Source organism: Pantoea sp. Ae19-2, assembly GCF_059801205.1.
Genome location: NZ_JBCHWE010000001.1, coordinates 1,415,452 through 1,430,199 on the forward strand (window position 1 = coordinate 1,415,452; position 14,748 = coordinate 1,430,199).

General features: G+C 54.7%; 13 protein-coding genes. 7 read left to right on the forward strand and 6 right to left on the reverse strand.

Translation table 11 applies throughout. The features are described from left to right. Positions 1-7: 7 nt before the first annotated feature. Positions 8-1,012 (forward strand): Holliday junction branch migration DNA helicase RuvB, encoded by a 1,005-nt coding sequence (gene ruvB / locus AAIE03_RS06525; RefSeq protein WP_013026077.1) that lies wholly within the window; start codon positions 8-10, stop codon positions 1,010-1,012. Here ruvB and znuB read toward each other — a convergent pair whose 3' ends face one another. Continuing rightward, on the reverse strand, positions 1,013-1,798 hold the full coding sequence (gene znuB, locus AAIE03_RS06530; protein ID WP_014593886.1) for a zinc ABC transporter permease subunit ZnuB: 786 nt from the start codon (positions 1,796-1,798) through the stop codon (positions 1,013-1,015). Continuing rightward, complete coding sequence (gene znuC, locus AAIE03_RS06535; protein ID WP_014593885.1) at positions 1,795-2,550, reverse strand: zinc ABC transporter ATP-binding protein ZnuC; 756 nt, start codon at positions 2,548-2,550, stop codon at positions 1,795-1,797. The genes znuB and znuC overlap by 4 nt, the downstream gene beginning before the upstream one ends. A 77-nt stretch (positions 2,551-2,627) precedes the next feature. Here znuC and znuA point away from each other — a divergent pair, with 77 nt between their 5' ends. The 3 genes from znuA (at position 2,628) to lpxM (ending at position 6,009) form a co-directional block, all read left to right on the forward strand. Next, a complete protein-coding gene (znuA, locus tag AAIE03_RS06540; RefSeq protein ID WP_498562878.1) occupies positions 2,628-3,575 on the forward strand; it encodes a zinc ABC transporter substrate-binding protein ZnuA in 948 nt (315 codons plus the stop codon). A 14-nt stretch (positions 3,576-3,589) separates the two neighbouring features. Next, entirely contained in the window at positions 3,590-4,921 is a 1,332-nt protein-coding gene (gene mepM, locus AAIE03_RS06545) for a murein DD-endopeptidase MepM (protein WP_013026073.1), read from the forward strand. Between the two features lie 113 nt (positions 4,922-5,034). Beyond that, complete coding sequence (lpxM, locus tag AAIE03_RS06550) at positions 5,035-6,009, forward strand: lauroyl-Kdo(2)-lipid IV(A) myristoyltransferase (RefSeq protein WP_019105099.1); 975 nt, start codon at positions 5,035-5,037, stop codon at positions 6,007-6,009. 29 nt (positions 6,010-6,038) lie between these two features. Here lpxM and AAIE03_RS06555 read toward each other — a convergent pair whose 3' ends face one another. From AAIE03_RS06555 to AAIE03_RS06565, 3 genes are all read right to left on the reverse strand, one after another. Next, positions 6,039-7,271 (reverse strand): MFS transporter, encoded by a 1,233-nt coding sequence (locus tag AAIE03_RS06555; RefSeq protein WP_014593881.1) that lies wholly within the window; start codon positions 7,269-7,271, stop codon positions 6,039-6,041. A gap of 85 nt (positions 7,272-7,356) precedes the next feature. Beyond that, complete coding sequence (gene pyk, locus AAIE03_RS06560) at positions 7,357-8,799, reverse strand: pyruvate kinase (protein ID WP_013026070.1); 1,443 nt, start codon at positions 8,797-8,799, stop codon at positions 7,357-7,359. Positions 8,800-9,093: 294 nt separating this feature from the next. Then, complete coding sequence (locus AAIE03_RS06565; protein ID WP_014593880.1) at positions 9,094-9,957, reverse strand: MurR/RpiR family transcriptional regulator; 864 nt, start codon at positions 9,955-9,957, stop codon at positions 9,094-9,096. A 370-nt stretch (positions 9,958-10,327) separates the two neighbouring features. Here AAIE03_RS06565 and zwf point away from each other — a divergent pair, with 370 nt between their 5' ends. Then, positions 10,328-11,803: a glucose-6-phosphate dehydrogenase gene (gene zwf, locus AAIE03_RS06570; RefSeq protein ID WP_013026068.1), complete on the forward strand. Its 1,476-nt coding sequence runs from the start codon at positions 10,328-10,330 to the stop codon at positions 11,801-11,803. A gap of 186 nt (positions 11,804-11,989) precedes the next feature. Continuing rightward, positions 11,990-12,628, forward strand: coding sequence for a bifunctional 4-hydroxy-2-oxoglutarate aldolase/2-dehydro-3-deoxy-phosphogluconate aldolase (locus AAIE03_RS06575; protein WP_498562879.1), 639 nt, complete (start codon positions 11,990-11,992; stop codon positions 12,626-12,628). Between the two features lie 54 nt (positions 12,629-12,682). Here the strand turns inward: AAIE03_RS06575 and purT are convergent, their stop codons facing one another. Continuing rightward, positions 12,683-13,861 carry a formate-dependent phosphoribosylglycinamide formyltransferase gene (gene purT / locus AAIE03_RS06580; RefSeq protein ID WP_498562880.1) on the reverse strand — a complete coding sequence of 393 codons (1,179 nt, stop codon included), beginning with the start codon at positions 13,859-13,861 and terminating at the stop codon, positions 12,683-12,685. 170 nt (positions 13,862-14,031) lie between these two features. Between purT and AAIE03_RS06585 the strand changes: the two genes are divergently transcribed. Then, positions 14,032-14,676: a tellurite resistance TerB family protein gene (locus AAIE03_RS06585; RefSeq protein WP_041457676.1), complete on the forward strand. Its 645-nt coding sequence runs from the start codon at positions 14,032-14,034 to the stop codon at positions 14,674-14,676. Positions 14,677-14,748 lie beyond the last annotated feature (72 nt).

Here is a 14,748-nt window from a genome sequence, read left to right on the forward strand (position 1 = left end):
GTAATTCATGATTGAAGCCGATCGCCTGATCTCCGCTGCCAGCATTAACGAAGAAGAGGGCCTCGACCGCGCCATTCGTCCTAAGATGCTGACCGAATATGTGGGCCAGCCGCAGGTGCGTGAGCAGATGGAAATTTTCATCAAGGCGGCACAACTGCGTGGTGATGCGCTGGATCATTTATTGATTTTTGGCCCTCCCGGGCTGGGCAAAACGACGCTGGCCAACATTGTGGCCAACGAGATGGGCGTTAATCTGCGCACGACCTCCGGCCCGGTGCTGGAAAAAGCGGGCGATCTGGCCGCGATGCTGACCAACCTCGAACCTCATGATGTGCTGTTCATTGATGAAATCCATCGTCTTTCACCGGTCGTGGAAGAGGTACTTTATCCGGCTATGGAAGACTATCAGCTGGATATTATGATTGGTGAAGGTCCGGCTGCGCGTTCCATCAAACTGGATCTGCCGCCCTTTACGCTGATTGGCGCCACCACGCGGGCAGGCTCGCTGACGTCACCCCTGCGCGATCGCTTCGGCATCGTGCAGCGTCTGGAGTTTTATCAGGTAAAAGATTTACAGCACATTGTGGGACGCAGCGCCGCCTGCCTTGGTCTGGCACTCAGTGAAGAAGCGGCCCTGGAAATCGCCCGCCGGTCACGCGGAACGCCACGTATTGCCAATCGCCTGTTACGTCGGGTAAGGGATTTTGCTGAGGTGCGCGCGAACGGTGTACTGAGCGGTGATGTCTCGGTGACGGCGCTGGATATGCTGAACGTGGACAGCGAAGGCTTCGATTATATGGATCGAAAACTGTTGCTGGCCATTATCGATAAATTCACCGGTGGGCCGGTCGGGCTGGACAACCTGGCAGCAGCGATTGGCGAAGAGCGGGAAACCATCGAAGACGTGATTGAGCCGTTTTTAATTCAGCAGGGCTTTATTCAGCGCACGCCGCGCGGCCGGATGGCCACGCAGCATGCCTATCGCCACTTTGGTATCACCAAAGAAGCCTGATCACAGCGCCGGTTTGCGCACCATGCTGAAGAGAAAAAGGATGGCGGCGCACAGCACGACGGAAGGGCCGGCGGGCGTGTCATAAAACGCCGAGAAGGTTAAGCCGCCGGTCACGGCAATCACGCCAATCAGTACGGCCACCGCCGCCATCATTTCGGGTGAACGCGCAAAGCGCCTGGCGGTGGCAGCCGGAATGATCAGCAGCGATGTGATGATCAGCGCACCAACAAACTTCATCGCCACACCAATCGTCAGTGCGGTTACCAGCATCAGCATCAGCCGGGTGCGTTGAATATTCACGCCGTCAACCTGCGCCAGCTCAGGGCTGATTGTCATCGACAGCAGTGCGCGCCACTGCCAGGCCATAACGGCCAGCACGAATATCACACCTGCAGCCATGGCCCAGAGATCGCTGGGCGTTACCGCCAGCAAATCGCCAAACAGGTAGGCCATCAAATCCACCCGCACGTTCGACATCAGGCTCACCACGACCAGTCCGAGCGAAAGCGCACTGTGCGCCATGATGCCCAGCAGCGTATCTATCGCCAGATGCGGGCGACGCTCAAGCCAGACCAGACCCAGTGCCAGACAGACCGTGACCAGGATCACGGCATAGTAAGGGTTGACGTTGAGCAGCAAACCAAAGGCGACGCCGAGCAGTGAGGCATGCGCCAGCGTGTCGCCGAAATACGACATCTTGCGCCAGACGACAAAAGAGCCCAGGGGGCCCGCCGCCAGCGCCAGCATCACGCCGCCCAGCCAGCCCGGAAGCAGTAATTCAATCATGATGGACCCGGTCCTTTGCGTAATACGATACGTCCCTGAAGGTCGTGACGGTGATTATGGTGATGACGATAGATAGCCAGTTCCTGCGCACCGCGCGGGCCGAACATGGCAATGAATTCGGGATGCTGCGACACCGCCTCAGGCGTACCTGAACAGCAAATGTGATGGTTAAGGCACAGCACCTCATCCGTTTTCGCCATGACTAAATGCAAATCATGGGAAACCATAAGCACAGCGCAGTTCAGCTCGTGTCGCAGTTGATTGATCAGATCGTAAAGCGCGACCTGCCCGTTGACATCCACACCCTGCGTCGGTTCATCAAGCACCAGCAACTGAGGCTGATTGAGCAAGGCGCGAGCCAGTAACACGCGCTGCGTTTCGCCGCCCGACAGTTTCTGCAACGGCGAGGTCAACAGGTGACCCGCCTGAACGCGTTTCAGGGCAGGCAAAATATCCTGATTGCGCGCACCGCGCGACAGGCGCATAAAACGTTCGACCGTGACCGGCAGCGTGGGATCGATATGCAGCTTCTGTGGCACGTAGCCGATGCGTAAGCCCGCACTGCGACTGACCCGACCGGAGGAGGGCGCAAGGAGGCCAAGCACCACCCGGACCAGCGTCGATTTGCCCGCGCCGTTAGGACCGAGCAGGGTTAAAATTTTACCAGGATGAAGTTCCAGACTCACGCCAGATAAGACCTGACGTTGATCAAAACTGATGGATACGTTTTCAAGTGTGACAAGTGATGGCATAAGATTTACAGGTTGCACAGAATTTCGAATGTTATAATATCACATCCAATCTGTTGATGACGAAGGAATGACGCATTATGTTACATAATAAAAAAGGGGGCTTTTTGACCCTGACGGCGATGGCTTTCGCCACCTCTGCTGCCTTACCCGCGCACGCCGATATTGTGGCCTCCATTAAGCCCGTTGGGTTTATCGCCTCGGCCATTGCTGACGGCGTCACACCCGTGGAGGTTTTGCTGCCGGATGGCGCATCCGAACACGATTATGCCCTGCGCCCCTCTGATGTAAAACGCTTACAAAACGCGGACTTAGTTGTTTGGGTTGGCCCTGAAATGGAAGCCTTCATGACAAAATCTGCGGCGTCTCTGCCGGAAAAAAAGAATCTTGAGATCGGGCAAATTTCCGGCGTAAAACCCTTGCTACTGCGTGGAGGTGAAGACGATGATCATCACGACCATGATGGCGCAGAGCACGATCATGATGAAGCGCATCATCACCATCATGGTGAGTTTAATATGCACTTGTGGATGTCACCAGAGATAGCGAAAAAAACCGCGGTTGCAATCCACGGAAAATTATTGGAACTTATGCCGCAGGATAAAGCCAAACTTGACGCCAACCTGCAGCATTTTGAGGCAGAATTAGCGGACACAGATAAGCGCATTATCTCACAGCTTGCCCCCGTTAAAGATAAAGGGTATTTCGTTTTTCACGACGCTTACACGTACTTTGAAAAACACTACGGTCTCTCGCCCACCGGGCATTTTACCGTTAACCCTGAGATTCAGCCGGGTGCACAGCGCTTACATCAAATTCGAACACAGTTGGTTGAGAAAAAGGCCGTTTGCGTCTTTGCTGAGCCACAATTCAGGCCGGCGGTCATCGATGCTGTTGCCCGTGGAACCCAGGTGCGTAAAGGCACGCTTGATCCGCTGGGTACAGACATCAGCTTAGGAAAAGACAGCTATGTGAAATTCCTCTCACAGCTGTCGAGCCAGTATGAGACCTGCCTGAAAGGAGCATAGAGGAATAGTTCAACGTGCAGCAGATAGCCCGCTCTGTCGCCCTCGCATTTAATAATTTGCCGCGCCCCCACCGCGTTATGCTGGGATCGTTAACCGTAGTGACTCTGGCCGTCGCCGTCTGGCGGCCTTACGTCTACCATCCCAGTAATGATGTGACGCCCATCGTCAAAACCATCGAACTGGACAAAAACGAATTTCGTACATTGCTTCCCGAAGCCAGTGAACCCATCGATCAAAGTACCCCAGAGCCGGATGAAGAACTCCCTGCAGATGATGTCGATCAGGACGTCGCCGACAGTGCCGGCACGCATGAATACACGGTTTCTTCTGGCGATACCCTGAGCAGTGCACTTAATCAGTACGGCATCGATATGGGGGACATTAACGCCCTGGTCTCCAGCGATCGCGATCTGCGTAATTTGCAGGTCGGGCAGCAGCTCAGCTGGACATTAAACGATGACGGCGCGCTGAACACCTTTAGCTGGGAAATTTCGCGTCGTGAAACCCGCACCTATACGCGCACGGATAGCGGCGGCTTCAAAATGCAGTCGCAGATGCAGCAGGGCGAATGGCGCAACAGCGTGATGCAGGGTGAGATACACGGCAGCTTTGCCGCCAGTGCCCGTCGGGCCGGTTTAACCAGTGGCGAAGCCAGCAGCGTGATCAAAGCGATGCAGTGGCAGATGGATTTCCGTAAGCTGCGGGCAGGCGATAAGTTTAGCGTGCTGATGTCGCGTGAAATGATGGACGGCAAGAGCGCACAAAGCCAGTTGCTGGGGGTGCGTTTGCGCAGTGGCGGTAAAGATTATTACGCCTTCCGTGCTGATGACGGCAAGTTCTATGACCGCAGCGGTGCAGGACTGGCGCGCGGCTTTATGCGCTTCCCCACCGTCAAACAGTATCGGGTGTCCTCTAACTTTAATCCCCGCCGCCTTAATCCTGTGACGGGTCGCATTGCGCCGCACAAAGGCGTTGATTTCGCCTTACCGATCGGTACGCCTGTGCTGGCGGTCGGTGATGGTGAGGTCGTGGTGGCGAAAAACGGCGGCGCCGCCGGAAACTATGTGGCTATCCGGCATGGTCGTCAGTACATGACGCGCTACATGCACCTCAAGAAAGTGTTGGTGAAGCCAGGTGAAAAAGTAAAGCGTGGCGACCGCATTGCGCTGTCAGGCAACACAGGCCGTTCTACTGGCCCGCACCTGCACTTTGAGATCTGGATTAATAACCAGGCGGTTAATCCCTTAACGGCTAAGCTACCGCGTATGGAAGGCCTGACCGGTAAAGAACGGACGCAGTACCTTACCCAGGTGAAAGGCTGGTTACCTCAGCTGGGGCTAAAGTAAGTTTTTCGCTAAAATCGACGGCATTGCCGTCGATTTTTTTATCTCTGGCGCAGGATGATTGCAAATTTACTCGTCGCCACTATCATTAGCCCGTCATTGATTGAGGCGAGTGCATGGAAACCCGTAAAAAAAATAACAGCGAATTTATTCCCGTTTTTGAACGATCTTTTTTAAAGCCTAAATACTGGGGCAGCTGGTTGGGTATTGGTGCACTGGCAGGCATCGCCCTGATGCCTGCCACCGTGCGCGATCCGCTTCTGGGGCGGCTGGGCAAAATGGCCGGAAAACTGGCGAAAGGCGCGCGTCGTCGTGCGCTGATTAATCTCTATTATTGCCTGCCTGAATTAAGCGAATCTCAACGCGATGCGATCGTTGATCAGATGTTTGCCACTGCGCCACAGGCGATGGCCATGATGGCTGAGTTAGGGATGCGCGATCCGGCACAAATTCGTCAGCGCGTTGAGTGGCACGGTCGGGAAATTATTGACCAGTTGCAGGCCGACAAGCAGAACGTTATTTTTCTGGTACCACATGGCTGGGCTGTCGATATTCCTGCTATGCTGCTGGCCTCAGAGGGCCAAAAGATGGCAGCCATGTTCCACAATCAGAGCGATCCGCTGGTGGACTATGTCTGGAACCGTGTCCGTCGCCGCTTTGGTGGCCGTATGCATGCGCGCAATGATGGCATCAAGCCGTTTATCAGTTCGGTTCGTCAGGGCTACTGGGGCTATTATCTGCCTGACCAGGATCACGGTCCGGAGCACAGCGAGTTTGTCGATTTCTTTGCGACCTATAAAGCCACTTTGCCCGCGGTGGGGCGACTAATGAAAGTCTGCCGTGCCCGCGTTGTACCACTGTTTCCGGTCTATAACGGTGAAAGTCACAAACTGGAAATTTATGTTCGCCCTCCCATGGACGACTTACTTGACGCGGATGACCGCCAACTGGCGCGCAGGATGAATGAGGAGGTGGAGGTGTTTGTGCGTCCGCATCCGGAACAATATACCTGGATACTCAAGCTGCTGAAAACTCGCAAAGAAGGTGATATCGAACCTTACTCGCGCGACGAGCTTTATCCACGTAAATAATCATCAGGCCGCATTGCGGCCTGAAAGCTTCAGAGAGGCGTTACTTTTGCGTGACGTTTACGTTCACGCAGGAACATCAGCACCAGCCCAAACCACATCACGCCGCTGATAAAGTTGATCAGGCTAAACCAGATGACCCCGCCGTTGAAATAGAAGTGCTTCGCTAACTCAATGCCGATAGCCAGGGTCAGAATACTGACCATGCCCAGCATGGCCGCCACGCTGCCTTTTCCTTCATCACTGGCATACAGTGTCAGACGATAAAGTCCTGCATTGACCATGCCGCCGCCAAAGGCATACAAACTCAGTCCCGCCGTGATAAAGAGATAGCTGTGCGCGTCAATCAGGGTAGCTGACAGGGCAAGACTCAGGCCCAGCAGTATCGGCCATGCCGCAAACTTTACTGGCTGCTCTATCGGCATGCGGCCTACCACCTTACTCAGCGTCACATTGCCCGCAATCATCGCCAGAAAAACCGGAAGCTGGAGCAGGGCATACTGCATGCGGGAAAGGCCCTCATCGCGCATTAAAATCACGGGTGACAAGGCAACCCAGGTCAGAATGGGAATGAATACCAGCCCGATAGCAAAGGAGCCATACATCACCTGGCGATCTTTCAAAAGACGGCCGTAATTACGTGCGAGCACGGGCAGCGCAACAGACTGAGTGCGATCGCCTGCGGTTTCAGGCATCACCCGCCATAAAACGAGAAAAGCCACGGCGCTGCAGGCGGCAAACAGCCAAAACATACTGCGCCAGCTGCCTACGGTTAGCCAGGCTGCACCCGCCAGCGGTCCGGCGAGCGGGGCGAGCAGGGCCACATTCGCCATGAGCGCCATAATCCGCACTGCTAAGGCTTCTTCAAACGCTTCCTGAATGGCGGCATAGCCCACCGCGCCGATGAAGCACAGACTGATGCCCTGCACAAAACGCAGGCTGACAAACTGCTGAATATCGCTTACCCAGGTTGTGAGAATGCAGGCGGACGCAAAAAAGAGAATGCCGAATAGCAACACGGGCCTGCGGCCATATTTATCCGATAGCGGGCCGAGTAACCACTGGAGCACGACGCCGCCCAGTAAGTAGGCCGTCAGAGAGGTTGATACCCATTCTGCGCCAACGTTGAATTCGGCGGTGACCAGTAACATGCCGGGTTGGATCATGTCGTGCGCAATATAGGTTGCAAACTCGTAGAGCACCATAGCCAGTGGGAACAGCATTATGCGCCCCGTAAGCTGGCTGATGGGTTGGTAACGGGCCATCTGGCCTCCTTGTGAAAAAACAAAAACGCGACTGCAGGGCAGTCGCGTTTCCAATGGTAATACAGGTGATGAGAAAAAGGCGGAATTAATCGACGCGCAGCACACGACCTGTGTTGGTTGTTCCGGTTGCGCCCATCACGTCACCCTGGGTGACCACGACAAGGTCACCCGACAGCAGAAAGCCTTTATCACGCAGCAGATTAACCGCGTCGTGCGCGTTTGCTACGCCCTCATTATTGCTGTCGAAGAATACTGGCGTCACGCCACGGAACAGCGCCGTGATGTTCAGCGTGCGCTCGTGGCGCGACATGGCGAAAATCGGCAGGCCAGAGGTGATGCGCGAGGTCATCAACGGCGTACGGCCTGATTCCGTCATCGTAATAATGGCGGTCACGCCCTGCAGATGGTTGGCCGTGTACATGGCTGACATCGCGATGGCTTCTTCGATGTTGTCAAACTGCACGTCAAGGCGGTGTTTAGAGACGTTCACGCTGGGGATTTTTTCTGCACCCAGACACACTTTTGCCATCGCCGCGACCGTTTCAGCCGGGTACTGGCCTGCGGCGGTTTCAGCAGAGAGCATCACGGCATCGGTGCCGTCCAGCACGGCGTTGGCAACGTCCATGACTTCAGCGCGGGTGGGCATTGGATTGGTAATCATGGATTCCATCATCTGGGTTGCCGTGATGATGGTACGGTTAAGCTGACGGGCGCGGCGGATAAGCGCCTTCTGAATACCCACCAGTTCCGGATCGCCGATTTCAACGCCAAGATCGCCACGGGCCACCATGACCACGTCTGAGGCCAGAATGATGTCGTCCATCGCCTCCTGCGAGGCAACGGCTTCAGCACGTTCTACCTTCGCCACCATCAGCGCATCACAGCCTGCGTCGCGCGCCAGACGGCGCGCATAGTGCATGTCTTCACCACAGCGCGGGAAAGAAACGGCCAGGTAATCCACATTGATTTTGGCTGCGGTGATGATGTCTGCTTTGTCTTTTTCGGTCAGGGCTTCGGCTGATAACCCGCCGCCCAGTTTGTTGATCCCTTTATTGTTGGAGAGCGGGCCGCCTACCGTAACTTCAGTAAAAACTTTTACGCCCTGAACTTCCAGCACCTTTAACTGTACGCGACCATCATCCAGCAACAGAATATCGCCAGGCACCACGTCTTCAGGCAGACCTTTATAATCGATGCCCACGCGCTCTTTGTCGCCTTCGCCTTTACCCATCGCCGCGTCCAGCAGGAAACGATCGCCGACGTTCAGGAACACTTTGCCTTCTTTGAAGGTCGAGACACGGATCTTAGGGCCTTGCAAATCGCCCAGAATGGCAACATGACGTCCCAGTTTTGCGGCAATCTGACGGACTTTATCAGCACGCAACTGATGGTCTTCAGCCGTGCCGTGGGAAAAGTTAAGACGCACGACGTTGGCGCCAGCTGCAATGATTTTTTCGAGGTTGTTGTCGCGGTCAGTGGCTGGGCCGAGGGTAGTTACGATTTTGGTTCTTCTTAAACGTCGAGACATAGGGATTCCTTTGGAGTTTGGAACTGAGCTGAATCGTTACATTTTAAGGTGTTAGCCCATCAGATACTGCTTACCACACAGAGGTATTATTATACATTCGAGTGTGTCAGAACTGTGGCACTGCGCCATAACCCTGTCGAGAAAGGGCGATTTTGTTAGATACAATACTGAGACTCATCAAGGAAGTCATCCCCCTCACGGCATTAGCGAAAGCTTAATTGACCAGGCGCATATGATGTCACTTTTCCGATCGCTTTTACGCGGTATCGGGAAAATGAACCCAGGGCGCAGAGATCAGACGCTATCGTTATCGGCAATGGCAGGTTTGTCGTAACGAGATGACTTTAGCGCCTCTTTTACCCGCTTCAGGTTCTGCCTGAAAGCGGGCCCCCGTTCCAGGGTAAAACCGGTCGCCAGCAGGTCGATCACGGTGAGTTGAGCCAGCCTGGACACCATCGGCAGATAGATATCGGTATCCTCGGGCACATCGACGAGCAGCGCCAGCGAGGCCTCATGGGCAAGTGGCGATCCGGCTGAGGTAATGGCGATAACGGTCGAGCCGTTGGCCTTTGCCATCTGCGCTAGCTCAACCATGTTGCGGGTACGGCCGGTATGAGAGATCAAAACAAACACCTCTTTGTCGCGGCTGTTGATACAGCTCATTCGCTGCATCACCACATCATCTGACCAGATAACCGGCAGGTTGAAGCGTAAAAACTTGTTGAAGGCGTCGTGTGCCACCACAGCGGAGGCACCTAAACCAAAAAAAGTGATTTTATCGGTATGCGTCAGATGGCTCACGGCCTGCTGCAGCGCGGCAAGATCGAGATGCTCCCGCACCCGCTGAAGCCCGGCCAGGGCAGAATCGAATATTTTCTCACTGTAACGCTCAACGCTGTCATCTTCCTGTACGTCCCGACTGAGCCAGTTAGGGGACTTGACCAGCGCCTGAGCAAGTTGAAGCTTGAAGTCGGGAAAACCCGCCGTGCCAAGATGGCGGCAAAACCGGTTGACGGTGGGCTCACTCACTTCCGCCGCCCGTGCCAGCGTAGCAATACTGGAATGTATCGCCTGCTCCGGAGAAGCAAGGATATGTTGTGCCACTTTACGCTCTGACTTACTGAGCGCACTCATCTGCACCCGAATTTTATCCAACATAGTCCTGACCTGATAAGCGTGGAATATCTGTTAATATGAATAATTACTGTTGTTACAGGAAATTAACGGAGAATATACCCCGCCTGACCGAGGTGGGCGCAAGGTCTGATAAGTTTGCGGCCCTTTTTTTTGCGATAATCAGGCCCGTACTGGATTTTAGCCAGACAATATTTGACACAGAAAAATAACTGAAAGCGCACGTGTCAACATACCCCAGACGCTAATTGGGTGCAGAGTTAGCGTCGTGACGCCGCAGGCTGGTTTACCTGGCCTGGGGAAAAAAGTACATTGTGCTGAAAGAAAATGACAACTTGGACCCGGTGCTCAGGACGCAACGCCACCGGGACAATCCTGCAACGAGGAGAGGAAAATGGCGGTAACACAAATAGCCCAGGCATGCGATCTGGTAATTTTCGGCGCCAAAGGCGATCTCGCCCGTCGTAAACTGTTGCCCTCGCTGTATCAGTTAGAGAAAGCGGGCCAGATTCATGAAGAAACCCGCATCATCGGCGTGGGCCGTGCCGAGTGGGATAAAGCCGAATACACCAAAGTGGTGCGTGAGGCGTTAGAAACCTTCATGAAGGAAAAGATCGATGAAGCACTCTGGGACAAGCTCAGCAACCGTCTCGATTTCTGTAACCTTGATGTAAACGATACGTCGCACTTCCCACGCCTGGGTAAGATGCTGGACCAGAAAAGCCGTACCACCATTAACTATTTTGCCATGCCGCCCAGCACCTTCGGTGCGATCTGTCAGGGACTGGGCACGGCAAAGCTGAACGCTAAACCCGCGCGTGTTGTCATGGAAAAACCGCTCGGTACCTCGCTGGAAACCTCAAAAGAAATTAACGACAGCGTGGGTGAGTACTTTGATGAGAGTCAGGTTTTCCGTATTGACCACTATCTGGGCAAAGAAACGGTTCTTAACCTGTTAGCGCTGCGCTTTGCTAATGCCATTTTTGTTAATAACTGGGATAACCGCACGATCGATCACGTGCAGATTACCGTGGCGGAAGAAGTGGGTATTGAAGGACGCTGGGGCTACTTTGATAAAGCGGGCCAGATGCGCGATATGATTCAGAACCATCTGTTACAGGTTCTGACGATGATCGCCATGTCACCGCCTTCCGATCTCAGCGCCGACAGTATTCGTGATGAAAAAGTGAAAGTGCTGCGCTCGCTGCGTCCTATCGATCAAACCAACGTCCGCGAAAAAACGGTACGTGGTCAGTACACCTCTGGCTTCGTTCAGGGCAAGAAAGTGCCAGGCTATCTGGAAGAAGAGGGTGCCAATAAGACCAGCGCCACCGAAACCTTTGTGGCTATTCGCGTGGACATCGATAACTGGCGTTGGGCAGGCGTGCCGTTCTACCTGCGTACCGGTAAACGTCTTCCGACCAAATGCTCAGAAGTCGTGGTGTATTTCAAAAACCCGGAGATGAACCTGTTTAAGGATTCCTACTCCCAGTTGCCGCAGAACAAACTCACTATTCGTCTGCAGCCTGATGAAGGCGTGGATATTGAGATCCTGAACAAAGTGCCGGGTCTTGATCACAAACACAAACTGCAAACCACCAAACTGGATCTGAGCTACTCAGAAACCTTTAATCAGTCTCATCTGGCCGATGCCTATGAGCGCTTATTGCTGGAATCCATGCGCGGTATTCAGGCGCTGTTTGTGCGTCGCGATGAAGTGGAAGCGGCATGGACCTATGTGGATTCCATCATCGATGCCTGGGCAGCCGACGGCGACTCATCCAAGCCTTATCAGGCGGGAACATGGGGGCCGGTGGCCTCTGTGGCAATGATTACGCGTGATGGCCGCTCCTGGAACGAATTTGAATAACCACCCAGCCCGCCGCGAGCGGGCTTTTTTTTGCACCAACTCTCAAAAATGAACTGCCGTTTTAAAAATCTTTCCCGGTCATAGACGGGCAAACGGCGGATCCTGTATGGTAGTAGCGCTGTTAACCGGGCTGGCCTGGCGATGTCCTCGCCGTGCTGCTCCCAATGTTATCCATCAGGGGACGTGATGAAAAACTGGAAAACGAGTGCCGAACAGATTCTGAAAACCGGACCGGTCGTACCGGTAATTGTGGTTAACAAGCTGGAACATGCCGTTCCCATGGCTCAGGCCCTGGTCGCCGGTGGCGTCAAGGTACTTGAGGTCACGTTGCGCACCCCTGTGGCGATGGATGCCCTGCGCGCCATCATTAAAAACGTACCTGACGCCATTGTGGGAGCCGGCACCGTGCTTAACACCCAACAGCTGCAGGAAGTCACGCAGGCGGGTGCCCGGTTCGTCATTAGCCCGGGGATTACCGAGTCTCTGCTTAAGGCCGCCGTTGAAGGCCCAATTCCGCTGATTCCCGGCATTAGCACGGTGTCAGAATTGATGACCGGCATGGACTATGGTTTGCGGGAATTCAAGTTTTTCCCTGCGGAAGCGAACGGTGGAGTAAAAGCGTTGCAGGCCATCGGCGGGCCTTTCCCTCAGGTACGCTTCTGCCCGACGGGCGGTATCTCACCGGCAAATTACCGCGACTATCTGGCTCTCAAAAGCGTGCTCTGTATCGGCGGTTCCTGGCTGGTGCCAAACGATGCACTGGAAGCGGGCGACTGGCAGCGAATCACGCAACTGGCGCGCGACGCTGTCGCTGGCGCAGAGTAATCTCCGGCGGGAAGTCAAACGCGAGCGGTGAGTCACTGACTCACCGCAATGGCACTATCCCTGAACGCTGACAGCCGCCGCGCTGGCAACGGCACGCGCAACGGCTTCTTTAGTTGTATCCGCACAGGCCAGGGCAACACCTAAACGGCGCTGACCGTCGATTTCAGGTTTGCCAAACAGGCGCAGCTGCAAACCTGAACCCAATGCCGCCTCCACATTGACGAACTGCACGTTCTGACTGGTCAATTGCGGCAGGATGACGGCTGACGCGGAAGGACCATACTGGCGAACGGCGCCAATCGGCAGGCCAAGGAACGCACGCACATGAAGCGCGAATTCAGACAGATCTTGTGAAATCAGCGTCACCATACCGGTATCGTGCGGGCGAGGGGAGACTTCGCTGAACACCACTTCGTCGCCACAGACAAACAGCTCTACGCCAAACAGCCCATAGCCACCCAGCGCTTTCACCACGGTTTCCGCAATGTGCTGCGCACGCTGCAGCGCCAGCTCACTCATCTGCTGAGGTTGCCATGATTCACGGTAATCCCCGTCTTCCTGGCGATGACCAATGGGGGCACAGAAATGAATGCCGTCAACGGCACTGATCGTTAACAGGGTGATTTCAAAATCAAACTTCACCACGCCTTCCACGATAACGCGCCCGGCACCCGCACGGCCACCTTGCTGCGCATAGTCCCAGGCTTTTTCCAGCTGGCTGGCATCCCGGATAAAGCTCTGACCTTTACCTGAAGAGCTCATCACTGGCTTCACGATGCACGGAAAACCAATTTCGGCGGCGGCAGACACGAAATTATCTTTGCTGTCGGCAAAACGGTAGTGGGAAGTGGGAAGCGCGAGCTCTTTTGCTGCCAGACGGCGAATGCCCTCGCGGTTCATGGTCAGGCGCGCCGCGCGGGCGGTCGGCACGACGTGCTGGCCTTGCTGCTCCAGCTCCAGGAGTTTTTCAGTCGCAATAGCTTCAATTTCGGGTACGACGAAGTGAGGCTTTTCCTGCGCAATCACCGCGGCCAGCGCGTCACCATCCAGCATATTAATCACGTGGCTGCGATGAGCAACATGCATGGCAGGTGCATCAGCGTAGCGGTCAACGGCAATCACTTCCACACCCAGGCGCTGACATTCCAGCGCAACTTCTTTCCCCAGTTCACCGGAGCCCAACAGCATTACGCGCGTTGCACCAGGGCGCAGCGCAGTTCCAAGAGTCGTCATAAATTCCCCTAAAATCGAAGCAGTCAAAATGCGCGCGCAGTATATACGAAAACGTTTGCGTTCTCACCCTTCAGCTTGTTTGCCTGGGTTTGCGCTACTTTTCCTGCTCTGACGTTTCCTGACATCTTTTTGGTAATGATGTTGTTTCTGAATGGTAAAGGGAGATGATGATGAATAACTGGCTGCAACAGATTCAATCGGTACTGGCTAAAAAAAGCAGCGAGGGTAAATCCAGCGGAGGATTAAGCGATATGCTGGCGCCGGGGGCATTAGGCGGGCTGGCAGCCATGCTGGTGGCCAGTAAGTCATCCCGAAAGTTGTTAACGAAATATGGCGGTCAGGCTTTGATTATCGGCGGCGGGGCCGCGGCGGGTGCCGTGCTGTGGAACAAATATAAGCAGCGGGTACGCGAAACGCATCAAAACGATCCCGGCTTTGGTGCGTTGCAAACGCCAGTGGATCAGCGGGCGGAGCGGCTGGTGACCGCGCTGGTTTTTGCTGCTAAAAGCGATGGCCATATTGACGATCGGGAACGCGCGGCGATTGAACATAATATTCACGAGGCTGGCTATGGTCAGGATGCCGAAAAACTCATCCAGCAGGCCATGCAGCGACCGCTGGACCCCGAGTGGCTCGCGGCGGACGTCAAAAATGAAGAAGAGGCGCTTGAACTCTATTTTCTGAGCTGCGCCGCCATCGATGTGGACCACTTCATGGAGCGCAGCTATCTTTCCGCCCTGGGCGATGCGCTAAAAATCCCGCAGGATGTGCGTGACGGCATTCAGCAGGATATCCTGCAGCAGAAAGCGGGCTAACCCGCACAGGGCCAGCGATATGGCCCTGCACAACCTCACATTGCCTTCACTTTACTTGGCATCTCTTTACAT

Coding starts and splice junctions, on each gene's coding strand:
- ruvB (WP_013026077.1), top strand. CDS start 8: ATGATTGAAGCCGATCGCCTGATCTCCGCTGCCAGCATTAACGAAGAA.
- znuB (WP_014593886.1), bottom strand. CDS start 1,798: ATGATTGAATTACTGCTTCCGGGCTGGCTGGGCGGCGTGATGCTGGCG.
- znuC (WP_014593885.1), bottom strand. CDS start 2,550: ATGCCATCACTTGTCACACTTGAAAACGTATCCATCAGTTTTGATCAA.
- znuA (WP_498562878.1), top strand. CDS start 2,628: ATGTTACATAATAAAAAAGGGGGCTTTTTGACCCTGACGGCGATGGCT.
- lpxM (WP_019105099.1), top strand. CDS start 5,035: ATGGAAACCCGTAAAAAAAATAACAGCGAATTTATTCCCGTTTTTGAA.
- AAIE03_RS06555 (WP_014593881.1), bottom strand. CDS start 7,271: ATGGCCCGTTACCAACCCATCAGCCAGCTTACGGGGCGCATAATGCTG.
- pyk (WP_013026070.1), bottom strand. CDS start 8,799: ATGTCTCGACGTTTAAGAAGAACCAAAATCGTAACTACCCTCGGCCCA.
- AAIE03_RS06565 (WP_014593880.1), bottom strand. CDS start 9,957: ATGTTGGATAAAATTCGGGTGCAGATGAGTGCGCTCAGTAAGTCAGAG.
- zwf (WP_013026068.1), top strand. CDS start 10,328: ATGGCGGTAACACAAATAGCCCAGGCATGCGATCTGGTAATTTTCGGC.
- AAIE03_RS06575 (WP_498562879.1), top strand. CDS start 11,990: ATGAAAAACTGGAAAACGAGTGCCGAACAGATTCTGAAAACCGGACCG.
- purT (WP_498562880.1), bottom strand. CDS start 13,861: ATGACGACTCTTGGAACTGCGCTGCGCCCTGGTGCAACGCGCGTAATG.
- AAIE03_RS06585 (WP_041457676.1), top strand. CDS start 14,032: ATGAATAACTGGCTGCAACAGATTCAATCGGTACTGGCTAAAAAAAGC.